At 65.8% G+C, this 24160-nt stretch carries 28 protein-coding genes; 12 read left to right on the top strand and 16 right to left on the bottom strand.

The annotated features are described in order from the left end of the window. Positions 1–44 precede the first annotated feature (44 nt). Both ACZYW1_RS02420 and ACZYW1_RS02415 read right to left on the bottom strand, forming a co-directional pair. Positions 45–824: a hypothetical protein gene (locus tag ACZYW1_RS02420; RefSeq protein WP_463782965.1), complete on the bottom strand. Its 780-nt coding sequence runs from the start codon at positions 822–824 to the stop codon at positions 45–47. A gap of 438 nt (positions 825–1262) precedes the next feature. Next, positions 1263–1769 (bottom strand): hypothetical protein, encoded by a 507-nt coding sequence (locus ACZYW1_RS02415; protein ID WP_463782964.1) that lies wholly within the window; start codon positions 1767–1769, stop codon positions 1263–1265. A 100-nt stretch (positions 1770–1869) separates the two neighbouring features. Here ACZYW1_RS02415 and ACZYW1_RS02410 point away from each other — a divergent pair, with 100 nt between their 5' ends. Then, on the top strand, positions 1870–3030 hold the full coding sequence (locus ACZYW1_RS02410; protein WP_463782962.1) for an acyl-CoA dehydrogenase family protein: 1161 nt from the start codon (positions 1870–1872) through the stop codon (positions 3028–3030). Between the two features lie 431 nt (positions 3031–3461). After that, the gene (locus tag ACZYW1_RS02405; protein WP_463782960.1) at positions 3462–5555 is read left to right on the top strand and encodes an LGFP repeat-containing protein; all 2094 of its coding nucleotides are present in this window, start codon (positions 3462–3464) and stop codon (positions 5553–5555) included. 15 nt (positions 5556–5570) lie between these two features. Here the strand turns inward: ACZYW1_RS02405 and lexA are convergent, their stop codons facing one another. Continuing rightward, a complete protein-coding gene (gene lexA / locus ACZYW1_RS02400) occupies positions 5571–6269 on the bottom strand; it encodes a transcriptional repressor LexA (protein ID WP_463782958.1) in 699 nt (232 codons plus the stop codon). 214 nt (positions 6270–6483) lie between these two features. Between lexA and ACZYW1_RS02395 the strand changes: the two genes are divergently transcribed. The 4 genes from ACZYW1_RS02395 (at position 6484) to ACZYW1_RS02380 (ending at position 9317) form a co-directional block, all read left to right on the top strand. Beyond that, the gene (locus ACZYW1_RS02395) at positions 6484–6963 is read left to right on the top strand and encodes a LysM peptidoglycan-binding domain-containing protein (protein WP_463782955.1); all 480 of its coding nucleotides are present in this window, start codon (positions 6484–6486) and stop codon (positions 6961–6963) included. Positions 6964–7071: 108 nt separating this feature from the next. Further along, positions 7072–7536 (top strand): transcriptional regulator NrdR, encoded by a 465-nt coding sequence (nrdR, locus tag ACZYW1_RS02390; RefSeq protein WP_463782954.1) that lies wholly within the window; start codon positions 7072–7074, stop codon positions 7534–7536. A gap of 21 nt (positions 7537–7557) precedes the next feature. Then, on the top strand, positions 7558–8766 hold the full coding sequence (locus tag ACZYW1_RS02385) for an FAD-dependent oxidoreductase (RefSeq protein ID WP_463782952.1): 1209 nt from the start codon (positions 7558–7560) through the stop codon (positions 8764–8766). 65 nt (positions 8767–8831) lie between these two features. Beyond that, positions 8832–9317: a peroxynitrite isomerase gene (locus tag ACZYW1_RS02380; RefSeq protein WP_463782951.1), complete on the top strand. Its 486-nt coding sequence runs from the start codon at positions 8832–8834 to the stop codon at positions 9315–9317. On the opposite strand, the gene ACZYW1_RS02375 is transcribed toward ACZYW1_RS02380, so the two are convergent. The 3 genes from ACZYW1_RS02375 to ACZYW1_RS02365 form a co-directional block, all read right to left on the bottom strand. Further along, on the bottom strand, positions 9314–10000 hold the full coding sequence (locus ACZYW1_RS02375) for a PhzF family phenazine biosynthesis protein (protein WP_463782949.1): 687 nt from the start codon (positions 9998–10000) through the stop codon (positions 9314–9316). The two genes, ACZYW1_RS02380 and ACZYW1_RS02375, sit on opposite strands and share 4 nt — an antisense overlap. Before the next feature lie 29 nt (positions 10001–10029). After that, positions 10030–11052, bottom strand: coding sequence for an alpha/beta fold hydrolase (locus tag ACZYW1_RS02370; protein WP_463782948.1), 1023 nt, complete (start codon positions 11050–11052; stop codon positions 10030–10032). Between the two features lie 89 nt (positions 11053–11141). Next, positions 11142–12128: a proteasome assembly chaperone family protein gene (locus ACZYW1_RS02365; protein WP_463782946.1), complete on the bottom strand. Its 987-nt coding sequence runs from the start codon at positions 12126–12128 to the stop codon at positions 11142–11144. A gap of 228 nt (positions 12129–12356) precedes the next feature. Between ACZYW1_RS02365 and ACZYW1_RS02360 the strand changes: the two genes are divergently transcribed. Both ACZYW1_RS02360 and ACZYW1_RS02355 read left to right on the top strand, forming a co-directional pair. Next, on the top strand, positions 12357–13142 hold the full coding sequence (locus ACZYW1_RS02360; protein WP_463782945.1) for a trypsin-like serine peptidase: 786 nt from the start codon (positions 12357–12359) through the stop codon (positions 13140–13142). A 132-nt stretch (positions 13143–13274) separates the two neighbouring features. Beyond that, a complete protein-coding gene (locus ACZYW1_RS02355; RefSeq protein ID WP_463782944.1) occupies positions 13275–14330 on the top strand; it encodes a DUF4192 domain-containing protein in 1056 nt (351 codons plus the stop codon). A gap of 3 nt (positions 14331–14333) precedes the next feature. On the opposite strand, the gene ACZYW1_RS02350 is transcribed toward ACZYW1_RS02355, so the two are convergent. From ACZYW1_RS02350 to ACZYW1_RS02340, 3 genes are all read right to left on the bottom strand, one after another. Next, a complete protein-coding gene (locus tag ACZYW1_RS02350; protein ID WP_463782943.1) occupies positions 14334–15026 on the bottom strand; it encodes a metal-dependent transcriptional regulator in 693 nt (230 codons plus the stop codon). Positions 15027–15149: 123 nt separating this feature from the next. Further along, positions 15150–16136, bottom strand: coding sequence for a sigma-70 family RNA polymerase sigma factor (locus ACZYW1_RS02345; RefSeq protein ID WP_463782942.1), 987 nt, complete (start codon positions 16134–16136; stop codon positions 15150–15152). A 118-nt stretch (positions 16137–16254) separates the two neighbouring features. Next, positions 16255–16659: a DUF3099 domain-containing protein gene (locus ACZYW1_RS02340; RefSeq protein ID WP_463782940.1), complete on the bottom strand. Its 405-nt coding sequence runs from the start codon at positions 16657–16659 to the stop codon at positions 16255–16257. Between the two features lie 61 nt (positions 16660–16720). Between ACZYW1_RS02340 and ACZYW1_RS02335 the strand changes: the two genes are divergently transcribed. Further along, positions 16721–16960 carry a DUF3039 domain-containing protein gene (locus tag ACZYW1_RS02335; protein WP_292991012.1) on the top strand — a complete coding sequence of 80 codons (240 nt, stop codon included), beginning with the start codon at positions 16721–16723 and terminating at the stop codon, positions 16958–16960. 1 nt (position 16961) lies between these two features. On the opposite strand, the gene ACZYW1_RS02330 is transcribed toward ACZYW1_RS02335, so the two are convergent. Then, the gene (locus ACZYW1_RS02330) at positions 16962–17933 is read right to left on the bottom strand and encodes a YihY/virulence factor BrkB family protein (protein WP_463782938.1); all 972 of its coding nucleotides are present in this window, start codon (positions 17931–17933) and stop codon (positions 16962–16964) included. Between the two features lie 63 nt (positions 17934–17996). Then, positions 17997–18194 carry a DUF7455 domain-containing protein gene (locus ACZYW1_RS02325; protein ID WP_463782937.1) on the bottom strand — a complete coding sequence of 66 codons (198 nt, stop codon included), beginning with the start codon at positions 18192–18194 and terminating at the stop codon, positions 17997–17999. A 127-nt stretch (positions 18195–18321) separates the two neighbouring features. Here ACZYW1_RS02325 and ACZYW1_RS02320 point away from each other — a divergent pair, with 127 nt between their 5' ends. After that, positions 18322–18681 (top strand): DUF952 domain-containing protein, encoded by a 360-nt coding sequence (locus tag ACZYW1_RS02320; protein ID WP_463782936.1) that lies wholly within the window; start codon positions 18322–18324, stop codon positions 18679–18681. On the opposite strand, the gene ACZYW1_RS02315 is transcribed toward ACZYW1_RS02320, so the two are convergent. The 3 genes from ACZYW1_RS02315 to ppgK form a co-directional block, all read right to left on the bottom strand. After that, the gene (locus tag ACZYW1_RS02315; protein ID WP_463782934.1) at positions 18636–19043 is read right to left on the bottom strand and encodes a RidA family protein; all 408 of its coding nucleotides are present in this window, start codon (positions 19041–19043) and stop codon (positions 18636–18638) included. The genes ACZYW1_RS02320 and ACZYW1_RS02315 overlap by 46 nt on opposite strands. Before the next feature lie 68 nt (positions 19044–19111). Beyond that, positions 19112–20635, bottom strand: coding sequence for an RNA polymerase sigma factor (locus ACZYW1_RS02310; RefSeq protein WP_463782932.1), 1524 nt, complete (start codon positions 20633–20635; stop codon positions 19112–19114). Positions 20636–20770: 135 nt separating this feature from the next. Continuing rightward, positions 20771–21577 (bottom strand): polyphosphate--glucose phosphotransferase, encoded by an 807-nt coding sequence (gene ppgK, locus ACZYW1_RS02305; RefSeq protein WP_463782930.1) that lies wholly within the window; start codon positions 21575–21577, stop codon positions 20771–20773. Positions 21578–21657: 80 nt separating this feature from the next. Between ppgK and ACZYW1_RS02300 the strand changes: the two genes are divergently transcribed. Beyond that, positions 21658–22533 (top strand): inositol monophosphatase family protein, encoded by an 876-nt coding sequence (locus ACZYW1_RS02300; protein WP_463782928.1) that lies wholly within the window; start codon positions 21658–21660, stop codon positions 22531–22533. 4 nt (positions 22534–22537) lie between these two features. Here ACZYW1_RS02300 and cei read toward each other — a convergent pair whose 3' ends face one another. Beyond that, on the bottom strand, positions 22538–23188 hold the full coding sequence (cei, locus tag ACZYW1_RS02295; protein WP_463782926.1) for an envelope integrity protein Cei: 651 nt from the start codon (positions 23186–23188) through the stop codon (positions 22538–22540). A gap of 163 nt (positions 23189–23351) precedes the next feature. Between cei and ACZYW1_RS02290 the strand changes: the two genes are divergently transcribed. Beyond that, on the top strand, positions 23352–23654 hold the full coding sequence (locus ACZYW1_RS02290) for a DUF4193 domain-containing protein (protein WP_293004428.1): 303 nt from the start codon (positions 23352–23354) through the stop codon (positions 23652–23654). A gap of 24 nt (positions 23655–23678) precedes the next feature. Here ACZYW1_RS02290 and ACZYW1_RS02285 read toward each other — a convergent pair whose 3' ends face one another. Beyond that, positions 23679–24155: a DUF3093 domain-containing protein gene (locus ACZYW1_RS02285; RefSeq protein WP_463782925.1), complete on the bottom strand. Its 477-nt coding sequence runs from the start codon at positions 24153–24155 to the stop codon at positions 23679–23681. Positions 24156–24160 lie beyond the last annotated feature (5 nt).

The following is a 24160-nucleotide window of genomic DNA, read 5'->3' as shown; positions in this document are numbered from 1 at the left end:
CGCCGGAGCCCCCCGCTCCGGCGCCTTCTGTTTTCCTCTACGGGTCAGAAAATCCCGATGAGCGCGGTCAGAAGGTCGTTGATGTTGTCGGTCAAACCTTCGGTCAGCGTGGTCAGGCCCGAGGTCAGGTCGGTGAGCAGGTCGCCCAGGTTGACACTGGTCAGGCTGTCGAGGATGTCGGTGTAGTTGGTGAACAGGTTCTGCGTGTACTCGATCAGGTCGTTGGACGCGAGGGTGTACTGGCTGTTCGCGATCGCCACCAGGTCCGGGATGAAGCTGTCCCCGAGTTCGGGATCACCCAGGGTGCTCGGCACTGCGCCGACGAACAGGTCGTTGAACTGGGTCAGCAGCGCCGCCTGCGAGTCATCCACCGGCACGCCGAGGATGTTGTTCAGCTCGGCGTTGAAGGCAAGGGTGTTAGAGATGAAGCCGTTGTAGCCGGCGGTTGCCGCCCCGTTGAAGATGTTGAGGTATTCACCGCCGAAGGACTCGTAGATGCCGCCGGCGCCGTCGGTCTGCAGCAGGCTCTCCGAGAGGTCGCTGCCCAGCGAGTTGTACAGCGTCTCGAACAGTCCGTTGTCGCCGACCGAGGCGTTGAACAGAGTGGTGTTGATCGCACCTTCTGCGGTGAGTAGCGGGCCGTAGTCGACGACCGCGGCGGCCGATGCGGCATCCGACACGGAGTCCACCAGCGCGACTTCTTGGTGCACCGTCGGCACGCCCTGCTGCGCTACCGATGCCCCTTCGTACGGCAGCGACCCGAACAGTCCTGCCGCCGCGATCGCGGCGGCCGCGATCATCGATCGTTTTGTTGCAACGTGCATGGTCTTACCTTCCCCATAGTGGATGAGGGCTGCCGGTGCTGATGCCGAGCGAGACGTCCCGACCACTACGCCCTCGCTGGTCTGCTTGCAGCTTGCGCGTCGACTGGTCATGCCCCCGTCCTCCCCTTAAAGACACCTGAGTTTTCTCAGGTGAAATTAAGCTACAACTTAGGACTTGTACGAGTACAGCGCATTCGCACAAACTTCGAATCTTTTTTGACCACGAATCAGTGCTGGTGGAACGGTTTTAAGGATTTATTTGACCGTTCGAACATGGCGTCACAGCAAGATGGCGAATTTCTCAGGATCTGGTTATCAAAAGCCGTAGATCGGGTTCGGCAACGGCGAACCCTCAGCTGGTAGGGGTCGTGACCGTTTCTCACGGTCGGATGCGGCGCCCACCGAATGTCGACCGCTGCGAGGATCGCCAGACTCGGGTCAGAGCAGGAGCTCGTAGACCTCTTCGGCGGAACAGGCAAGGAGCTGCCGCGCCAGGTGAATGTTCAGTTCGTCGAGGTGCGCCTCTTCGGCTTGGTCGCGTTCTGCCTTAGCGGACAAGGCGAAGAATTCGTTGGTGATGAAGCCGGGACGCATCAGCAGAGTTGCGGTGCGGCCGTTGACGACGGTCTGGAACACGAAGCCTTGCAGCATCCGCCCGCGGTCCGGGCGGACCAGGGCGGGGTCGATGGAGTACCGCCCGTCGGTCACCGCGCGGGTCACCGCTTCGATGCCGTCGCGAATCCCCGGTTCGTCGAACGCCGCGCGAACGACGACCGAACGGCGTTGCGGCGGGTGGTTGGGGGACAACGCGCCGAACGCGCGTTGCAGCACTTTGAGCGCGCTGGCCACGCCGGCACGAGAAAACGGTCCGGCGTAGCACAGCATGTCGGTGTAGGAGAATTCGAGGAGCTGCCCCAGCTCCTGCACCAGGATCGTCTCATCCATCCCGACGACTGTATGCCCGTGCGGCCCGACACCCGACCTACCAACCATCCGGTTGGTATATCTTGGGCGAAGAGTCCCCAATCCTGCCGGAGGTCATCCCATGGGTAGCGCCGTCAAGTACCAGCGCACGCTGTTCGAGCCCGAGCACGATCTGTTCCGCGAGTCGTACCGGTCGTTCCTCGAGCGTCACGTCGCGCCGTACCACGACGAGTGGGAGAAGGAGAAGATCGTCGACCGCGGAGTGTGGCTGGAGGCCGGCAAGCAGGGCTTCCTGGGCATGTCGATCCCCGAGGAATACGGTGGCGGCGGTAACTCCGATTTCCGCTACAACACGATCATCACCGAGGAGACCACCTACGGGCGGTACAGCGGCATCGGGTGGGGCCTGCACAACGACATCGTCGCCCCGTACCTGTTGACTCTCGCCACCGAGGAGCAGAAGCAGCGCTGGCTGCCGAAATTCTGCACGGGCGAGATGATCACCGCGATCGGAATGACCGAGCCTGGGACCGGCAGCGACCTGCAGGGCATCAAGACGCGCGCGGTCAAGCAGGGTGACCACTACATCCTCAACGGATCGAAGACGTTCATCACCAACGGGATCAACGCCGACCTGGTGCTCGTCGTGGCGCAGACCGACCCGGACAAAGGCGCGCAAGGCTTTTCGCTGCTGGCCGTCGAGCGCGGCATGAAGGGCTTCGAGCGCGGACGCCACCTCGACAAGATCGGCCTGGACGCGCAGGACACCGCCGAGCTGTCGTTCACCGACGTCGAGGTGCCCGCCGAAAACTTGCTGGGTGAAGAGGGCATGGGCTTCATCTACCTGATGCAGAACCTGCCCCAGGAGCGGATCTCGATCGCGATCATGGCCGTCGCCGCCATGGAGCAGGTGCTGGAGCAGACCCTGCAATACACCAAGGAGCGCAAGGCCTTTGGCAAGCCGGTCGGCAGTTTCCAGAACAGCCGGTTCTTGCTTGCCGAACTGGCCACCGAGGCCACCGTGGTGCGGATCATGGTCGACGAGTTCATCGCCCTGCACCTCGAGGAGAAGCTCACCGCAGAACAGGCCGCAATGGCCAAGTGGTACGCCACCGAGAAGCAGGTGCACCTGATCGACCGCTGCCTGCAACTGCATGGTGGCTACGGCTACATGCGCGAATACCCGGTCGCACGTGCGTATCTCGATGCGCGAGTGCAGACCATCTACGGCGGCACCACCGAGATCATGAAAGAGATCATCGGTCGCAGTCTGGGTGTCTGACCGCGAAATCGACTTAGCCCTCAAGCACTTTCACGCAACCTGTCGACGATGCGTGGAATAGGCGCCATTCAACGGCCCTGAGAATCAGGGGCGCAGTAAGTCGACTGCGGAAAGCGTCCGGGCCTGGCAAAGCGGCGGCGGTTGCCTCACGCGAGGTCAAAGGCTCGCAAGGGCCTTTCCAGCGCAGCCGGCACGTCAACATCGGCGCGCCGTGGCCCCCGGATATGGGGCACCGTAATCTAAGGGCCGAACAAGCAGAATGCGACACAAACCGGCCCTGTGGACGACATTTCGGCATCGACAAGGTGACCATTCCGTAGGGTCGTCCTATGACTTCCCAGGTGCGGCCGCTCACAGAGCAGTTGAGGCGACCCGCAGGGTGGTCGAAACCGGGCGCGGAATTTGGACTGGGCGGCCGCGGGGAGGGCGGGATGACAGGGCAGCGACGACGATCGGGCATCTTCGGGGGCACCGTGCGTGGTCTGGCCGCGCTCGCGGCGAGCTTCACGTTTCTGGCGTTGCTGGCACCCGCCGCGAATGCGTCCCCGATCGGCGATGCCGACAATGCGATCACCGCAGCCTGGAAAGAAGCCGGCGGCGACACCTCCGACCTCGGCGCCAAGCAGGGCGAGTGCTACGTCGCGGGTCAAGGATTCGCCCAAGACTTCGTGCACGGCAAAATGTTCTTCACTCCGGCGTCCGGCCCGCGGTCGATGATGGGCGCCATCCTGGACAAATATGAGGCGCTCGGCGGGCCGGCGGCCTCCGACCTGGGTTTCCCGATCACCAGCGAGGTGCGTGGCCTGGCCGGCCCGGACAGTCGGGTCAGCACGTTCTCGGCCAGCGACAAACCACTGATCTACTGGACCGCCGACCACGGCGCTTTCGTCGTGCGCGGTGCGATCAACGCGGCCTGGGACAAGCTCGGCAGTTCCGGCGGGGCGCTGGGAGTCCCGATCGGCGACGAGACCTACGACGGTGAACTCGCGACCCAGGCGTTCAGCGGCGGCAAGGTGTCCTGGAACCGGCTGACCAAAGCCTTCACCACTGTTCCGCCGAATCTGGCCGGTCAGCTCAGCGGGCTGCAAGTGCCGGTCGACCCGACCGCGGACATCAACATGGCCTGGCGCGCCGCCGGAGGAGCCGCCGGCCCGTTGGGCGCGAAACAGGGCGATCAGTATCCGATCGGCAGCGACGGGATCGCCCAGAACTTCACCGGCGGCAAGATCTTCTTCAGCCCCGCCACCGGCGCGAATGCCGTCCAGGCCGACATCTTGACCAAATACGAGGCACTGGGCGGACCGGCCAACAGCGACCTCGGTTTCCCGATCTCCAACGAAGCCGACGGCGGCATCAAGCCGGCCAGCAAGGTCAGCGCGTTCTCCGCCTCCGACAAACCGGTGATCTTCTGGACGTCGGACCACGGTGCGTACGTCGTGCGCGGCGCCATCAAGGTCGCGTGGGAGAAACTCCTCGGCGCGACCGGCAAGCTGGGCGCGCCGGTGGGGGATCAGACGATCGCCAAGGACATCGTCACGCAGAAGTTCACCGGTGGCCAGATCGCCTGGAACAAGACCAAGAACAGCTACACCACCCAACCGGCCAACTTGGCATCGGCGCTGTCCGGCTTGCAGGTGCCCGGCCAGAAGGCCCCGGCCGGGTCTGCAGCGCCCAACGCCGGGACCAGTTGGCTGAGCGGGCACAAGGTATGGCTGTTGGCGGGAGCCGCCGGGCTGTTGTTGATCGGCCTGGTGGCGCTGCTGGCGCGGTGGTGGGCGCGGCGTCGGGCCGCCCGACGCGGCCGGTCCGACGCTCTCGGCGATTCCGACGACGCCGGCTACGAACCGGCGACCGAGTCGGTGTCACAGTGGTCCCCGGAGGGCGACAGCGATCTGGCGTCGTCGAGTCTGTCCAGCGACTACCGTCCGCCGCGGCCGCGGACGGTCCGGCTGCCCAATCAACCGTCGAGTGCGTGGATGCCGCCGAGCCAGCGAAGTCTGGTCGACGAGTTGCTCGCCGACGACGAAACCGACAGTCCTGATCAGCTTTCCGAGTTCGACGAGCTCGACCACGACGACGAGTTCGATCACGACGACGAGTTCGACCGCGACGCGGAGTTTGATCAGGCCGACGAGTTCGACCGCGCCGACGAATTCGACCACGCCGCCGGCTTCGACCACGGTTCCGATCAGCAGTTCGATGCGGACACCGACGATGTCGACACCGACCCGACCGGGATTCCGATCGCGGGCGACAGCCGGGGAGGACGGCACGCTGCCGATGACGGTGAGGATGCCCTCGTCACAGAGGCCGTCCCCATCGCGCGAATTGCGCCGGGGCAGTTGGCGATTCATCTTCCGATGGACGACCCGTATCAGGTCCCGGACGGATACCCCGTCAAGGCCAATGCCAGCTCAGGGCTCTACTACATGCCCGATAGTGGGTTGTACGAAGACACCCAGGCCGAAATCTGGTTCGCCACAGAGGAAGTCGCCAAGGCGAACGGCTTTCACAGGGCCGGATAGACCCGCTTCAGTCGGTCAGATTTTACGGATGACCGTGACGACCTTGCCGAGCACGGCGGCGTCGTTGCCCGGGATGGGGTCGAACGCCGGGTTGTGGGGCATCAGCCAGACTTGGCCGCTGGTGCGTTTGAACGTCTTGACGGTGGCTTCCCCGTCGATCATCGCGGCCACGATGTCGCCGTTGTCGGCGACGTTCTGCTGACGCACAACCACCCAGTCGCCGTCGCAGATGGCGGCGTCGACCATCGATTCACCGACCACCTTGAGCAGAAACAGCGCACCTTCGCCGACGAGTTCGCGAGGCAACGGGAAGACGTCTTCGACGGCCTCCTCGGCCAGGATCGGCCCACCGGCGGCAATCCTGCCCAGCACCGGGACGTAGGTCGGTTCCGGTAGCGCGTCCGAGCCGGCGACGTCGGTCACCACCGGCGGCCGCGACACGTCCTCGGCGGAGCGGACGTCGACGGCGCGCGGTCGATTCGGGTCGCGGCGGAGGTAGCCCTTCTTCTCCAGCGTGCGCAGCTGATGAGCGACGGACGAGGTCGAAGTGAGGCCGACCGCGTCGCCGATTTCCCGGATGCTCGGCGGATAACCGCGACTGGTGACCGAGGCGCGGATGACGTCGAGGATGGTGCGTTGGCGCGGTGTCAGCCCTGATTCCGCAGGTCGAGTGGGCCGTTCAAGCTCGGCGTGCGGTGTATCGCTATCGCTCATACGGACGAATGTAGCGGCATTTCGCCTCGATATCAAACATGTGTTCGACGCATGTCGCGATTCTGGCCTGGTCAGACCGGTCGAACTTGTCGGAGGGCCGCTTTATGGTCATCAGCGTGTGCAACAGTTCGATCACATGTTCGGTTTTCGAACACACTATCGACTACTCTTCGAACAAGTGATCGACCACGAGCCGACTGGAGGAACGCACATGATGCAGATCGAGACAACCTCGCGGAGCCCACAGACCCGGGTTCGCCCGGTTCAGGTGCGACCGGCCGGCCGCAGCGGCCGCCCGGGGTCCCGTGGGCCGCAGCCGTCGCGGCCCGTCGCCGCACCGCCGCGATACCGGGGTACCGGAGTCCTGATGTCGAACGCGTCGCACCGGCCGCGTCCGATCACTCCGGCCACCACGGTGGCGCTCGCCATGATCGCCGCCGGCATCACGGTGTGGCTGGGATTCGTGGCGCACTTCGGCGGCATGCTGCACGCCGGTCCTCAAAAAGCCGCTGTGCAGATGCCTGACCAGCTGGCTGTCGTCCGGGTCGAGCCGGGGGAGACGTTGCAGCATCTGGCGGCCCGGGTGGCCCCGGACGCGCCGACCAGTCAGGTCACCGCCCGCATCCGCGAGCTCAACGAGCTCGACTCCTCGGCGGTCACGGCCGGGCAGACGCTGATTGCGCCGGTGGGCTGAGCCGTTTACCAGCTGCGACACCCGGTGATGCTAGGCCGCTGCCCGACCGCGCGGGTAGGCTCGGAGTGGATTGGGACACTCCCAAGTCCGTGCGGCGAAGGAGCGGCCATGCACTGCCCGTTCTGTCGGCATCCCGATTCGCGAGTCGTCGACTCCCGTGAAGCCGATGAGGGACAGGCGATTCGGCGCCGCCGCTCATGCCCCGAATGCGGCCGGCGATTCACCACCGTGGAGACCGCGGTGTTGGCAGTGGTGAAGCGCAGTGGCGTGACGGAACCGTTCAGCCGGGAAAAGGTGATGCGCGGGGTGCGGCGCGCGTGCCAGGGCCGGCACGTCGACGACGACGCGCTGAGCCTGCTCGCGCAACAGGTCGAAGACACGGTTCGGGCCGGCGGGTCGCCGGAAGTCCCCAGTAACGAAGTCGGCCTTGCGATTCTCGGCCCGCTTCGCGACCTCGACGAAGTGGCTTATCTGCGATTCGCTTCGGTGTACCGGTCCTTCGAGTCCGCAGCAGATTTCGAGCGCGAGATCAAAGCGCTCCGCGCCCACCGGAAGGTGCCGGCGTCCGGTTGACCGAGGTCGTACTGTCGGACCATGACGCAGGTGGTGCGAACCCAGGTCTGTGTTGCCGGCGGCGGTCCCGCGGGCATGGTCCACGCGCTACTGCTGGCCCGCGCGGGGATCGACGTCACCGTGTTGGAGAAGCACAACGACTTTCTGCGTGACTTCCGCGGCGATACTGTGCATCCGAGCACGCTGCGGGTCATCGACGAGCTCGGGCTGATCGACGAGTTTCTGCGCCTCCCGCACACCAAAATCAACCGTGTCGTTTTCGACACCGACGGCACCCTGCGCACCTTCGGAAACTTCAGCGCGCTGAAGTGGCTCGGCCTGAAACAGCCGTACATCGCCCTGATGCCGCAGTGGGATTTTTTGGACTTCCTGGCCGAAAAGGCAAGCGCGTATCCGGAATTCAGGCTGATTCGCAACGCCGAGGTCACCGATCTCATCCTCGACGGCGATCGGGTGGTCGGGGTTCGCACACCCGAGTTGGAAGTGCACTCGCAGCTCGTCATCGGGGCTGACGGACGTCGATCGGCGGTGCGGGCCGTGGCCGGGCTGGAGTTGGCGGCCGCGCACTCACCGATAGATGTGTTGTGGTTTCGGCTGAACTGGCGGCCTGGCGACCCGCGGGAACTCATCGGGGTGCTGCGCCGCGGCCTGATGATGGCCATGATCTATCGCGGCGACTACTGGCAGGTCGCATACCTGGTCCCTAAAGGTGAAAACCCCAGGGACGGTTCGCTGGACGCGTTCAAGCAGCGGCTGGTGTCTGTGCAGCCGCAGCTGGCCGAACACGTCGACGATCTGCATTCCTGGGATGACACCAGCCAGCTCGATGTGCGGGTGGATCGGCTCAAGACCTGGTGGCGCGAAGGCCTGCTGTGTATCGGCGATGCCGCACATGCGATGTCGCCGGCCGGCGGGGTCGGCATCAATCTGGCGGTGGCCGACGCCGTTGCCGCCGCCAACATCCTGGCCGGCCCGCTGTCGAAAGGTCACCTCACCGAAGCTGATCTCGCCAAGGTGCAGCGCCGCCGCGAGCTTCCCGCCCGGATCATCCAGGCCGGCCAAATCTTCGTGCAGGACAACGCGATCGAGAAGAATCTGACCGGCGACCTCTCGCGGATATCGGTCCCGAAATTCGTGGGACGCGGACCGCTGCAGTTCATTCCGCCGATCGTTGTCGGCAGGGGATTTCGGCCGGAGCGTGTCCGCACGCCCGACGTTCACGTCGCTTGACGTGCAGTGTCACTACCCGCAGCAGTCGGCGTCGGGCGGCGTTGTCGCGGGGTTAGGCTGGCGGGATGCCGCCCGACCTGCACCCCAACCTGACAGCCTTAGCGCCGTTGCTGGGTAGTTGGCGGGGACGTGGATCGGGCGAATACCCGACCATCGAGCCGTTCGACTATCTCGAGGAAGTCACCTTCTCCCACGTGGGCAAGCCGTTTCTGGTGTACGGCCAGAAGACCAGGGGAGCCGCCGACGGTCTGCCACTGCACGCCGAGTCGGGCTACCTCCGCGTACCGCGTTACAACGAAGTCGAATTCGTGCTGGCGCATCCGAGTGGCGTCACCGAGATCGAGGTCGGCAGATATATCGCCGACGGCGCCACGATCGAACTTGAATTGGCGACGACGCAGATCGGCCTGACGCCGACGGCCAAGGAGGTGACGTCGCTCGGCCGGCGCTTCCGGCTCGACGGCGACGAGCTCTCGTACTCCGTGCAGATGGGCGCCGTAGGACAACCGCCGCAGCATCACCTTTCAGCTGTGTTGCATCGCACGACCTAGCGGATCTGCCGGACTCCGTCGTTGGTGACCCGACCCCCGACCCGCACCCAACCCGCTGGGCTCGAAGAGGTTTCGATGACCGAGCCTTTGCCCTGGGTTATCAGCAAATCACGACCCAGGTGGGCGGTGATGCGGACGGCTGCGGAGCCCGTTGCTTCGTCTTCTGCCACACCGAGATTGGCGGCGAACATCCGCGCTCGCAGTAGCCCGGCCGGCTCGTCGACCCATGTCCACAGGTAGTGGGCCACGTCGTCGGAGTAATCGGTCGGATCGGCGGCCGTCAGCGCGTCGACGCCGTCCAACTCGCGAATGGCGAACTCCGGCGACCACTCCGGGCGGGCGCTGACAGCGGTGACGTCCCGGGCGTAGTCCACCCGCACGGTTCCGGCCGCCACCCGCAGTGTGCGCACCGGCGCGCCGATCGATCGCAACCACCACGCCGCTCCGACCGTTGGATGCCCGGCGAATGCCAACTCGGTCTGCGGGGTGTAGATCCGGGCGTGTGCGGTCGTTGCGTCCGTCGCGGGGAGGTCGACGAAAATGGTTTCGCTGTAACCCAACTCGGCCGCGATGTCCTGATGATGACTTGAATCGACCGTTGCCGCGTCGACCACGCCGAGTGGATTGCCGAAAGCACCCGATGCATCGGTGAAGACTCGCAACACCGTCGCGTCGATGCTCACAGCAGCGACTCTACGGTGTCATTGAGCGGTCAGGTGGCGCTGCGCTCGTCGGCACCCATGGCTTCCAGTACCGCGACCCGGGTGTCGATGGAACCGGTGAGAGATTGCGCGCCACCACCGGTGCGGAGCAGTTCGCGAAGCGCGGTCTGGTCGTAGTCGGCGGGCGCGGTGGTGTCGATGAAGCGTTCGACGACTTCGATGAAGCGGTCGGGGTCGTCGTGGAACGGGAAGTGCCCGGAGCGCTCGAAGATCTCGAGTTGGGAGCCCGGCATGGCGGCATGGGCCATGTGGGCGTGACTGACGGGCACGACGACATCATCGCTGCCCCAGATGATCTGAACCGGAACGGATTGCGTCAAATAACAGCGGTCGAGCATGGTGACGCTCTGGCCGCGCCAGTCCACGACTGCGCGCAAGGTCCGGGTGAACGCCGCCGAGGCCATCGGCTCCGGCAGGCCGGCCAAGATCCTCAGCATGTCGGGCAGGTCGTGGCCCACCGCGGTCGAGCCCAGCAGCAATCCCGCTGCGCGTCCGAAGAGCTGTAAAGCGGGCAGTACCAGCGGGAGTCGCAGCAAGGTCAGCGCCTCGCTGCCCAACGGCAGCGACGCCAGCCGCAACATGAGGTGGACGTCTTTGGTGACCCCACCGGCGCCGACCAGAATCAATCGCTCGACCAGCTGGGGAAATTGGTAGGTGAACTGCATCGCGACACCGCCGCCGAGCGAATGGCCGATGACGGTAACGCGTTCGATGTCCAGGACGGAAAGCAGGTCACGCATCCCGTTCGCGTAGGCCGCTGTCGAGTAATCCGCCCGTGGCTTGTCCGACTGGCCGTGGCCCAGCAGATCGACCGCAATGACGGTAAACCGTTGCGCGAGTTTCGATTGCACCGTCGACCAGGTGGTCGAATTGTCACCGATCCCGTGGATCAGCAGGATCACCGGACCGGAGCCCGCGATGCGGAACGCGCGCCGATACCCGTGCACCGTCCGGAATTGCAGCTGCGGCGTAACCTCGCGTACCGAGCGAAGATTGGGCTTGCGCTGAGTCATGACGCCAACTTCGCTGTCGGGCTGGGAGACATCAGGGCCACTCCTCCTCATCGCTACGCTCTGCTGTGTCGTGGCCCGGGGAGGGCGACCTAGATCGGATCGTCGTCGTCGGACTTCTTGTCGGCCTGCTGCGCGAGAAAGCGTTCGAACTCCGCGCCGAGTTCATCACCGCTGGGCAGATCCTCGTCCCGACTCAGCAACGACCGGTTCTCCTGAGCAGCGATGAAGGCATCGTACTGGCGCTCCAGCGCGGCCACCACTTGAGCGACATCTGTGCTGGCCTCGACCTGCTCGTCGATCTTGACCCGGACGTCGGCAGCCGCCTCGGTCAAGGCATTCACCGGCAGTTGTAACGACCCGGTCTTCGACAACTGCTCCAGCAGCGCCTGTGCCGCTGCCGGATAGTCGGTCTGGGCCAGATAGTGCGGGACGTGGACGGTGTAGCCGACCACCTCGTGCCCGTGCTGCGCCATTCGGTATTCCAACAGATTCGATGCACTGCCGGGGACCTGTACTTCCGAGATCCACGGGGTGAAGTCGGCGATCAGCTCCCGGTTGTTGGAGTGCGCGGTCAGCGTGATCGGGCGGGTGTGCGGAACCGCCATCGGGATGGTGCCCAGCCCGATGGTCTGCCGCACCCCGAGACGTTCGGCGAGCAGGCGCACCGCTGTGATGAAGCGCTCCCATTTCAAGTCCGGTTCCATGCCGGCCAGCAGCAAGAAGGGTGTTCCGGCGCTGTCACGCATGGCGTAGAGACTGAGCTCGGGATCTGCGTAGTGGGTGAAGTGATCGGTCTTGAACGTCATCAGCGGCCGCCGCGACCGATAGTCGAGTAGGTCGTCGATGGCGAACGAGGCGACCAACTCGGTGTCCAGGGTGTCCTTGAGGTGGCCGGCCGCCAGTTTGATCGCGTGACCAGCATCGGAGAAGCCCTCCAGGGCATGCACCAGAACCGGGCCGCGCCCATCGGACAGTGACAACTGCGGTGCCGGGAACTCGAGCTCGTACATGCCGTTGTGCTCGGGTTGGTAGCGCCGATCCCAGTCGGGTGTATCGGGGGGCTGATTCTGGCCCATCGCTGTTGCCTCCTCGCCACGGAACGGATTGCCGCCCTGTGTCAGTTAGTGTCCCTCAGAACGCCGAGCTGCGGATACCTGACCCGCTCGAGACCGGCCTCCCGTGCTGCAAAACACGCTTGGCGCTCACCGCATTCCTAGGGATACCCGCAATGCGTTGCATCGAATTGCCGCGCTGACAGCGTCGATCGCCGTCCGGTCGGGTGGGATCGGGCATGATCGACGGCGATGCGAAATCTGGCAGCGGGGGTGGTGCTGAGCCTGGCGGTGGCCGGCTGCGGGCATGCGGCGCAATCCTCGCCGACCACCGGCAAATCCAGCCAAGCCCCCACCGGCGCGGCGAACCGCGTCATAGCCGCACCGGTGGATCCCGATCCGCGGGTCGGCGCATTCTTCCTGTCGGACAACGAGTTACATGCCTGCACCGGCTCGGTGTTGCATTCGCCGGCCGGCAATCTTGTCGTGACGGCCGCGCATTGCCTGATCACCGGCGCCCTGGCACGGTTCGCGCCCGGATTCGCCCGCAGAGCCGCGCCCGAGGATCTGTGGACCGTCGACGCCCTGTATCTGGATCCGCGCTGGCTGGCCACCAAGGATCCGCGGGCCGACTACGCGATCGTGAGGGTCAGCCGGCCCGCCGGCGGGTCGGTAGAGGCGTCGGCCGGTTCCGCGCTGTCGCTGGGCAATGCCCCGCCACCTGGGAGCCAGGTGACCGTCGTGGCCTACCCCGCGGGTGTCGGCGGGCTGCCGATCGGCTGCCACGTCAACACCGGACTCAGCGACGAGGGTTACCCCGAGTTGCCGTGCGCGGGTCTGGTCGACGGCACCAGCGGCGCGCCGTGGATCTCCGGCTCGACGGTGACCGGGGTGATCGGCGGACTCCACGGCGGCGGTTGTGCAGAGAACCTGTCCTATTCGGCGCCGTTCGACGAACACGTCACCGAGCTTTTCGCGCGGGCCCGGGCGGGCGGCCCGGGGGATGTGTCGCCGAGCTCCTTCGACGACCAGTGCTGAGCCTCGAACGCCGTTAGTGCCGGCCGGCCACCGCCCGGGCGTTGTCCACAGTTGCGGGCCGATGCACAACACGGCACCGGGGGAGTCCCCGCCGCCGACGGGCTGACGGTGGCAGTTGTCAGCGTCACAGCCATGACCAAACAACGGCGTGACTTTGAACTCAACCGGCCCGGCGCGGTGATCGCCGCGCTCCCAGCGGTGCTGGGATTCGTGCCGGAAAAATCGTTGGTGTTGTTGTCGATCGACGGCGGCGAGCTCGGGTCGGTGCTGCGCGTCGACCTGTCCGACGCGGTCAGCGACCAGATCGGGCACCTCGCGGACGTCGCAGCGGCCGCCGGTCCGGAAGCCGCCATCGCGGTGATCGTCGACGCCGACGGCGCCGGCTGCCCGATGTGCAACGACCAGTACCGCGACCTGTGCTCGTCGCTGACCGACGAACTCACGCGACACGACATCACCCTGTGGGCCGTACATGTCGTCGACCGGGTGGCCGTTGGGGGACGCTGGCACTGCGTCGACGATTGCGGTGCCGGTGGCGTCATCGACGACCCGTCCGCGTCGCCGCTGGCAGCCGCGGCGGTGCTGGACGGCCGCCGGCTGTACGCGCGTCGGGCCGACCTGCAGGCAGTGATCGCGGCCGATCGGCGGGATCACGAGGCGCTGACCGCACTGATCGCCGAACGTGCCGCACTGCGTCACCAGACGCGCCGTACCGAGCCGGACGCGTGTGTCCGCCGCGACGTCGAGGCCGCGATGGCGGCCGCCGCAGCGGTCGCGGACGCGCAGCAGCTCTCCGACGGCCGGCTCGCTGATCTGGCCTGCTCGCTGGCCGACGTCGAGGTGCGAGACACGTTGTACGCCTTAGCGGTCGGGCACAGTGCCGCCGACGCCGAGTCGTTGTGGGCGATGTTGTCGCGCGCCCTGCCGACGCCGTGGCGCGCCGAGGCGCTGGTGCTGCTGGCGTTCAGCGCCTACGCCCGCGGCGACGGGCCGCTGGCGGGGGTGTCGCTGGAAGCAGCGCTGCGCTGTGAGCCGAACCACCGGATGGCGGGCATGCTGGACCAGGCTTTGCAGTCGGGCCTGCGGCCCGAGCACATTCGGGAGTTGGCGGTCACCGGCTATCAGCTGGCGGAGCGAATCGGGGTCCGACTGCCGCCTCGGCGGCCGTTCCGACGACGCGCGGTGTGACGGCTAGACCTTTTCGACCTTCACGGCGTGCGCCATTTCGTGCGGCAGGCCGACGTTCTCGTGGCCCGGGATGACGATCATGACGCCGCCGGCCTGGTTGGACTCGACGGTCACGCGGGCGTTGGGCACCACGCCGGCGTCCTTGAGGCGAGTGATCAGGTCGATGTCACCCTGGACGTGCTCGGTCAGCTGGCGCACCACGACCGCCACCGGCGGGCCGGCGGGTAGCTCGGTCAACCGCACCAGGTTGCCCTCGTCGCCGCCGAAGCCGTCGCCGATACCCAGGTCGGTGAGCCCCGGAATCGGGTTGCCGAACGGTGACGTCGTCGGGTTGTTGAGCACCTTCATCAGCCGGCGTTCGACGTCGTCGCTCATGACGTGCTCCCAGCGGCAGGCCTCGGCGTGCACTTCCTCCCACGGGACACCGATCACGTCGACCAGTAACCGCTCGGCGAGCCGGTGCTTGCGCATCACGGAGACCGCCAGCGCGCGGCCCTTGTCGGTCAGCTCGAGATGGCGGTCGCCGGCCACATGCAGGAGCCCGTCGCGTTCCATCCTCGACACGGTCTGGCTGACCGTCGGCCCGCTCTGGTCCAGTCGTTCGGCGATACGGGCACGCAGCGGGGTGACGCCCTCTTCTTCAAGGTCGTAAATGGTCCGCAGGTACATCTCGGTGGTATCAACCAGGTCGTTCATTCCGCACCCTCCATTGCCGCCGAGTCTACTTGCCCAGCTGCGCGAATGGTTCGCTAACACTCCAGCGCAGCAGTATGCCCGCCGCGGCTGCGGCGGGCATACATTCGATGCTGGTGCGGGTGGTCAGCTCGCGTAGGAGCGGAGCCGATCGGCCCGCTCGCCGTTGCGGAGCTTGGACATCACCTCGCGCTCGATCTGGCGGACCCGCTCGCGGGACAGGCCGAACAGCTTGCCGATCTGGTCGAGCGTGCGGGGCTGCCCGTCGTCGAGTCCGAAGCGCAACCGGATCACCTGGTGCTCCCGCTCGTCGAGCGTGGCGAGCACGCTGCGGATGTCGGTGTGCAGCAGCTCGGCGATCACCGAGTTCTCCGCGGACATGGCTTCGGCGTCTTCGATGAAGTCACCCAGCGGCGCCTCTTCTTCGGAACCGACCGGCATGTCCAGGCTGACCGGGTCGCGGCTGTGCTCGAGAAGGTCGTTGATCTTCTCGACGGGGATGCCGGACTCTTCGGCGAGTTCCTCGTCGGTCGCCTCGCGGCCGAGGTGCTGGTGCATCTCGCGCTTGATCCGGGCCAGCTTGTTGACCTGCTCGACCAAGTGGACCGGCAACCGGATGGTGCGGCTCTGGTCGGCCATGCCACGGGTGATGGCCTGGCGGATCCACCACGTCGCATACGTCGAGAACTTGAATCCCTTTGCGTAGTCGAACTTTTCCATCGCGCGGATCAAGCCGAGGTTGCCCTCTTGGATGAGGTCCAGCAGCGGCATCCCGCGGCCGGTGTAGCGCTTGGCCAACGACACGACCAGCCGCAGGTTGGCTTCCAGCAGATGGCTGCGCGCGATTTCGCCGTCGCGCACCACAGCCGCCAGGTCGCGCTTACGGTTGTCGCCGAGCCGCTTACGGGTTTCCAGCAGGTGCTTGGCGTACAGACCAGCTTCGATGCGCTTGGCGAGTTCGACCTCGTCGGCCGCGTTCAGCAGTGCCGTTTTGCCGATCCCGTTCAGATAAACGCGCACCAGGTCCGCGGCTGGGCTCTGAGCATCCAGATCGCTGTCCCGGCGGGTGGTGGCATTTGCCATGGCGGCCTCCTGATCGGCGTGAACTGTCATGGGGTACAACGACCCATTGGCACAAGTAGTTCCCACGCAGAAGTGATCTCACACGCGCTGACGTGCGCGAATGTCGCGCAGCCCTGAGAAAGTACTGAGAACCGCTAACGAATGCGAATTATTCGGAACCGTCGCCGGTGTCGCGCGGCCATTCCGGTTGCGACGCTGAGCGACTGCGTCGTTCGATCGACGGACGCTCCGCGGTGGGGAACAGCGGAGTCCGCCGGGACGGCCCGTCGAATCGGCGCGGTTCGTCGGCACGGCGGGGCGGCCGGTCGTTGGCGACGAGGACTGCGATCCACGGCAGCGGGATCGACGCGGCGACGATCGCCAGCGAGATGAGCCCGTTGTGCCACAAGCCGTATGCGAACGCGGCGAGTAACAGCGCCGGAATACGGAACGACATGATCGTCAAGTATTTCCGCACGCGCTGGCGGTGTTGGACTTCATAGGAGGGTGCGGCGGCGGTGATGAGGATCGGTCGACCATCGTCGTCGAAACCCAGCTCCTGGCTGCGCCTCATCACTCCACTGTGGCACAACTTGGGCTAGGGCGGAGGATCCGGTTGCGGCACAATGTCTGACATGGACACCCAGACGATCGAGCGCACCGATACCGACGAACGCGTCGACGACGGGACCGACAGTGACACCCCGAAGTTCTTCCATTACGTCAAGAAGGACAAGATCGCCGAGAGCGCTGTGATGGGCACACATGTCGTCGCGTTGTGTGGCGAGGTTTTCCCGGTGACCAAGTCCGCCAAGCCCGGCTCGCCGGTCTGCCCGGACTGCAAGCGGATCTACGAAGCGCTCAAGAAGAGCTGACCTAACGCGGGTCGGGCTGCGCCGGCTCGTCCTCGCTGGGCGTGGCGACGTCGTCGGCCACTTCCTTGGCGCGCCTGACCAGCCAGCGCCGCATCCGGTGCGCGTGTGTTCGCGGGGCCGGCCACTCCTCTTGGATGGCGGCGTTGAATTCAGCCCCGAGCATCATCGAGAAACCCGCGAAGAAGGCGAACAGCAGGAACGCGATCGGGGTCGCCAGCGCGCCGTAGGTGTATCCGGTGCCGGTGATGTAGCGCAGGTAGATGCGCAGACCCAGCGTCGCGATGACAAAGGCGACACTGCCCAGGGCCGCCCCGAAGATCAGCCGGTGCGTGGGTAGCGGGTCCGGCAGGGCCACGCGGTACAGCAGCACGATCGCCGCGATCAGCGCAGCCAGCAGCGCGGGGTAGTAGCCGTACGCCAGCACGTCTTGGAGTCCGTCGGGTATCAGGTCGGCCAGCTTGCGTGGGCCGCGCACCATCAGCGGTGCCGTCACGATGACGAACAGCAACATCACGACGTAGAGGGCCAACGCGTAGAGGCGCTGACGCACCGGGTGACGCAGCGGGGTCTGGTCGTGCGCCTCGACCACCGAATCCACGAACGCCGAGATGGCCGACGACCCGGCCCACAACGAAATCAGAAATCCCAGCGAGACCACCTCACCGCGGGCGCCGCGGTCGATGTCGGCGATGGTCGGCTCGATGATCTCGTGCACCACGCTCTGCGAGAAGATCTTGTTCGACATCGACACCAGGTAATGCTCGATGCCAGCCATTGTGTCCGGGCCGAAAACCGGTGCCACGTAAGCGAGACTGCCCAGCATCCCCAGCAGCAGCGGAGGCAGCGACAGTGCCGACCAGAAGGCCGCCTGAGCGGCCTCGGAGAAAATCGAGTCGTCCCAGCTTTTCGACAGCGCTCGTCGGGTGATACGCCAGAGATGACGCCACGAAGGTTTCACTGGTTGGTCGGGCATGACCCGTTCAGGATGCGTGATGGACGCGGTCGCCGCCAAAATTGCAGGTGACGAGTCGCCTTACTAGGCGTCGATGGGGTCGCCGCTGAATTCGAGCACGGCGGACATCTCGATCAGCCTCGCCTCGTGCTCGCGGGCGTGGTGGTGGCAGAACAGGAGTTCTGCGCCGGAGGGCAGCTTGGCGCGAACCCGTGCAGCAGCGCTGCACCGATCGCACCGATCAGCCCGAGTCAGTTCTGGACTGGTCAACGTTGCGTTCATGGCTTCTCCGTTCTGCCTTCTCTACTGTCTCAGATGTCTGCGCTTTTGGCCGTCTTCACCGGGGGTTTACCGGTTGTGTCGTTTCTCACCTCGACCCGACGGTTTAAGCGCCGGGTTAGATGGCGATATGAGTGAGTTGTCGTCGGTGCTGCTGCACCTGTGCTCGATCGATGATTGGACTGCCGCTCGCACCGGCGGCGAGCTTCGGCCCGAGTCGCTGAGCGATGTCGGATTCATCCACCTCTCGACTCCCCAGCAAGTCCACCTGCCTGCCAATCGCCTCTACCGCGGTCGCGACGACCTTGTTCTGCTGCACATCGATCCATCTCATCTGACTTCACCGATTCGTTGGGAGCTAGGAGTAGCAACGGATCCGGAGTCGATGGTGTTCCCGCATCTGTACGGCCCGTTGCCGATTGAGGCTGTGATCAGTGTCACCAGCTACCGTCCCGGAGCCGACGGCGACTTCCCGGCGCTCGGCGCGTAGGCGTCGGCCTCGATCTCGACGAGTAGCCCGGGCTCGATCAGCGCAGCCACCTCGACCATGGTGGCGGCCGGCCGGATCTCGCCGAAGACCTCGGCGTGCACCGTCGCGACCTCGCGCCAGCGCGCGATGTCGGTGACGTAGATGCGAGTGCGGATCACGTCGGTGAGCGCAGCGCCGGCTTCATCGAGGGCAACAGCGATGCGGTGCAACACTTCTCGTGTCTGCCCCGCAATGTCGTCGGACTTCTCGGTCGCGGTCGTACCGGAGACAGCGACGCAGGGACCGACCCGCACCGCACGCGAATATCCGACGGCCGCTTCGTATTCGGTCCCGGACGAGACGAGAACGCGTCTGGTGGACATGGGGCCAACGTAAAGCAGACGGAGCGTCAGCGCATCCTAATTATCTGTGCGACAAGTACTTCAGCTGACTAGTCGAGGTAGTCGCGCAGCACCTGCGAGCGGCTGGGGTGCCGCAGCTTCGACATCGTCTTGGACTCGATCTGGCGGATCCGCTCGCGGGTCACGCCGTATACCTGGCCGATCTCGTCGAGAGTGCGGGGCTGGCCGTCGGTGAGGCCGAAGCGAAGCCGTACCACGCCGGCCTCGCGCTCGGACAGCGTCTCCAGTACCGACTGCAGCTGATCTTGCAGCAACGTGAACGACACCGCGTCGACGGCCACCACGGCCTCGCTGTCTTCGATGAAGTCACCGAGCTGGCTGTCGCCCTCGTCGCCGATGGTCTGGTCGAGCGAGATCGGCTCCCGGGCGTACTGCTGGATCTCCAGCACCTTCTCCGGGGTGATGTCCATTTCCTTGGCCAGCTCTTCGGGCGTGGGCTCGCGACCCAGGTCCTGCAGCAGCTCGCGCTGGATACGACCCAGCTTGTTGATCACCTCGACCATGTGCACTGGGATGCGGATGGTGCGGGCCTGGTCGGCCATGGCGCGGGTGATGGCCTGGCGGATCCACCAGGTCGCGTAGGTGGAGAACTTGTAACCCTTTGTGTAATCGAACTTTTCGACCGCACGGATGAGTCCGAGGTTGCCCTCCTGGATCAGGTCGAGGAACGCCATGCCCCGACCGGTGTAGCGCTTGGCCAGCGAGACCACGAGTCGCAGGTTGGCCTCCAGCAGATGGTTCTTCGCGCGATCGCCGTCGCGGCAGATCCACTGGTAGTCGCGACGCTGCGCGGCCGGAAGCTTCTCGCCCTTCTCGGTCAACTCTGTCATCAGCTGGGTGCAGTAGAGGCCCGCCTCGATCCGCTTGGCCAGCTCGACCTCTTCTTCGGCGTTGAGCAGCGCCACCTTGCCGATCTGCTTGAGGTACGCCCGAACCGAATCCGCGGACGCGGTGAGTTCGGCGTCTTTACGGGCCTGCCGAAGTGCTTCGGACTCGTCCTCGTCCCAGACGAAATCGCCTGAGGCCTTGTCCTTTTCGCTCGGCTCGACGATTTCCTCGTCTTCGGTTTCCTCACCGGCGGGCTTGGCCGGCTCTTTGGCGACAACCGCGGGGGTGTCGGCCGCTGGGCTGTCGTCGTCCGCGTCCTCGGGCGATTCGTCCTCGAGGTCTTCGAGATTCAGGTCTTCGTCGGCCAGGTCGATTTCTTCTACCGGGCCGCTGTCGAGGTCGGCGTCGTTGTCGAGTTCCTCGACCTCGGCGCTCGTCGTCTCGCCGTCGGCGCCCTTGGTGGCGGCCTTTTTGGGGCGGCCGCGGGCCGGAGCGGCCTTGGCGGCGGCTCCCTTGGTGGCGGTACCGGTCTTGGCGGCGGCTTTGGCGGCCTTCGCCGGTGCTTTGGCGGTCTTGGTGGCAGCGCCGTTGGTGGCCTTTGCCGGCGAACGCTTGGCGGGTGCTTTGGCGGCGGTGCGCTTCACCGGCTCATCGGTTGCCGGTCGTGCTTTGGTCGCTGCCACGTAAACCCCTTCGGTAGAACTCTCGTCTGATGCTGCAGGCATGATCAATCGGACGATGTCAGCTATGTCGGATGTCGGCGTCGATTATCAGTTCGGATATTCGCCGCTATCTCCTCGGGCGGCTGCCGTTGACCATTGTAACGACAGCGCGGCTATACCCCCGCCACAGCGCGCAAATCAGTGCGTCACGTCGCGCGTCGCCGCCATCGCGGCGCCGACGATTCCGGCGGAGTTCTGCAGGGCGGCGGCGACCACTGGGGTGCGGTTCTTCAGCAACGGGACCCATTTGTCGGCTTTGCGGCTCACCCCACCGCCCGCGATGAACAGTTCGGGGCACATCGCGTTCTCGATCGCGATCAGCACCTTGGTGACCTGCTTCGCCCACTTTTCGAAGCTCCAGCCCTTTCGATCCCGGACCGAGGATGCGGCGCGGTGTTCGGCCTCCTTGCCGCCGACCTCCAGATGTCCGAACTCCGTGTTGGGCAGCAAAATCCCGTTGTGAATGACCGCTGAGCCGATTCCAGTCCCGAAAGTGAGTAAGACCACCACGCCGCCGGTGTCCTTGCCCGCGCCGTAACGCTCCTCGGCCAGTCCGGCGGCGTCGGCGTCGTTGAGCACCACAACTTCCTGGCCGTTCAGGCCTGCGCTGATGATGTCGCGCGCGTTGGTGCCGATCCATTTCTTGTCGACGTTCGCCGCGGTGCGCACGATGCCGTTGGTGACCACGCCGGGGTAGGTCACGCCCAGCGGGCCGGCCCAGCCGAATTCTTTGACCACGGCCGCGATCGTCTCGGCGACCGCGGTAGGCGTGGCCGGCTGGGGTGTCAGCAGTTTGTACCGGTCGCCGACGAGCTCGCCGGTCTGCAGGTCGACGATGCCGCCTTTGATGCCACTGCCGCCCACGTCGATGCCGAAACCACGGGTGGCCGGTGTCACGGACCCGCCGCTCGGCGGTGGTGGGCTGGTCGAGTCGGCAGCGGTCATCGAATCTCCTCGGCGGACGTGGGCGTCGAGAAAACCCTAGTGCGTCGTCCGGCGGCGGGTCGCTGTGATGCGATGGATCGGTGAGGACACCCGAGAACGAGCCGGCTCGCCTGCGCGCGGTGGCCGAGGCGCTGGCCGCGGAGGCGGCCGAGTTCGTCCGGCGGCGTCGTGCCGAGGTGTTCGGCGCGGACGCCGGGACCGACGGCGACGACGCGGTGCGATCCAAGACGACGCCGACCGACCCGGTCACCGTCGTCGACACCGAAACCGAGCGTTTACTGCGTGATCGGCTGGCCCGACAGCGATCTGGTGACGCCGTCCTCGGCGAAGAAATCGGCGGACCGACCGATCCGGCGAGCGCCGAACCCGGCGGCGTCACCTGGGTGCTGGACCCCATCGACGGCACGGTGAACTTCGTCTACGGGATACCGGCCTACGCGGTGTCGGTGGCGGCGCAGGTCGACGGGGTTTCGGTGGCCGGCGCAGTCGCCGACGTGGTCGGTGGACGGCTGTACTCGGCCGGAGTCGGACTGGGTGCGCACGTCACCGATGCGAGCGGTACCCGGTCGCTGCGGTGCAGCACCGTCGACGACTTGTCATTGGCCTTGGTCGGCACCGGGTTCGCCTATTCGCGGCGCCGTCGCACGGCGCAGGCGCAGCTGGTGTCCAACGTCTTGCCCAAGGTTCGTGATGTACGCCGAATCGGTTCCGCGGCATTGGATTTGTGCATGGTCGCGGCGGGGCGGCTCGACGCGTACTACGAGCACGGCCTCAAGGTGTGGGACCTGGCGGCAGGGGCGCTGATCGCCGCGGAGGCCGGAGCACGGGTGCTGGTGCCGGAGCCGGCCGATCCGGACCGCGACGCGGCTTTGGTGGTCGCCGCGGCGCCCGGCGTCGCCGATCAACTGCTCGCCGCTCTGGACCAATTCGGCGGTGGGGCGCCTATTGCCGACTGACCGGTCAGCAGGGACCGGCGTGAATCTTCGCCAGCAGCGAGGAATCTGCCGGTTCGACGTTGCCCGGCCGCAGGCCCGCGAGCACCGCGGCGATGTCGTCGCTGTGGGCAAGCGCGCCGAACTCGGTGCCGACCGCCAAATCGACAGAGTCGTCGGGGCGGTCGTCGCGGTACAACTCGGCGCACGGGGCCACCAGCCACACCGCGGCCGCGCTGGCTTGGCCGGCTTCGCCGAACCTGATCTGCCCCTGACAGGTCAGTCGCGTTTTCGCGTAGACAGGGTCATTGGCGGCGGTCGGCTGCGCGAACCCCAGATCCCGCAAGGCACCCGAGACGTCGGCGGCCTGACCACCCCGCCCGCTGGCGTTCAACACGCGAATTTTGGTATCGGCCAGCTTTGCCGGGGCGACATTGATCATGGTGCTGCGCGACACCGCACTGCCCAGGTGCGGCAGTGCGGGGTCGGTCTGCTCCGGCGGCGGGTTGCACACCGTCGCCTCGTGCACTTCCGCCGGACGGGTGAGTGCGATCGTCCACACCACCGCGCTGGCCACCAACAGCACCACGAGCAGGGCGATGGCGGGACGGGCATTGCGACGTCGAAAGGGGCGACCATGCTTGTCGAACGCGGTACCTTCTGTGATTTGCGCGACCACGTACGCACTCTAAGGCGCGGTGTTTAGACCGAGGTAGCGCGGCCGATTTAGGGCTGTGACGTAAATCACAGCTGAACACTCTTGTATCCGGGCACGAATCATTTGGTAGAAGCGTTCGACGCTGGTACAAAACGTTGCTTGCAGTGTTACGAGGGGACAGACGATGGCAACCGATTACGACGCCCCACGGCGTACCGAATCCGACGACGTTTCAGAGGACTCGCTCGAGGAACTCAAGGCACGGCGAAACGAGGCGGCGTCGGCGGTGGTGGACGTCGACGAGTCAGAATCAGCCGAGTCGTTCGAGTTGCCGGGGGCCGATCTTTCCGGCGAGGAGTTGTCCGTCCGCGTGATCCCGAAGCAGGCCGACGAGTTCACCTGCTCGAGCTGCTTTCTGGTTCAGCACCGCAGCCGTCTCGCCAGCGAAAAGGGCGGCGTGATGATCTGTACGGACTGCGCGGCCTGACGTTGACCGTCGGGCTGTCGCCGACTAGCTGCGCAACGCCGACAACACCCGCTCGGGATGGCGGGTACTCACCAGCCAATACGGCGTCGGGTCGTCCGCGTCGTCCAACACCACCAGCACCATCGGGCCGACCCAGCCTCGGTGCAGGACGTAGGCGGCCGGGTCCAGCTGTCGTCCCAGCGCCGCGGATTTCGCCGTCTGCGGAATGTCGGCGGAGCGAGCGATGACGGTGACCGGCAAATGCGCCTCACCGGCCCACAACTCGACCGAGTCGGCACCCGAGAGGACGCGGACCTCGATGCGCCCGAGCCACAGCAGGGTCCCCGCCGCGACAACGAACAACGCGGCGAACGGTAGCCAGTCCGGCAGGCTCGGTACGCCCATGTTGACCTCGAAGGCGATCAGCCCCGCAAACGCAAAACCCAGCGGCCACCACCACCACGGCACCCACAGCCGCTCGCGGTACCGAACGCCTTGCGGCGTGACTGGCGTCCCTGACACCCGGT

This window comes from Mycobacterium sp. IDUB_36, from assembly GCF_055419225.1.
The sequence above is the reverse complement of the archived record's forward strand: the minus strand, read 5'-3'. Positions and strand labels throughout refer to the sequence as shown.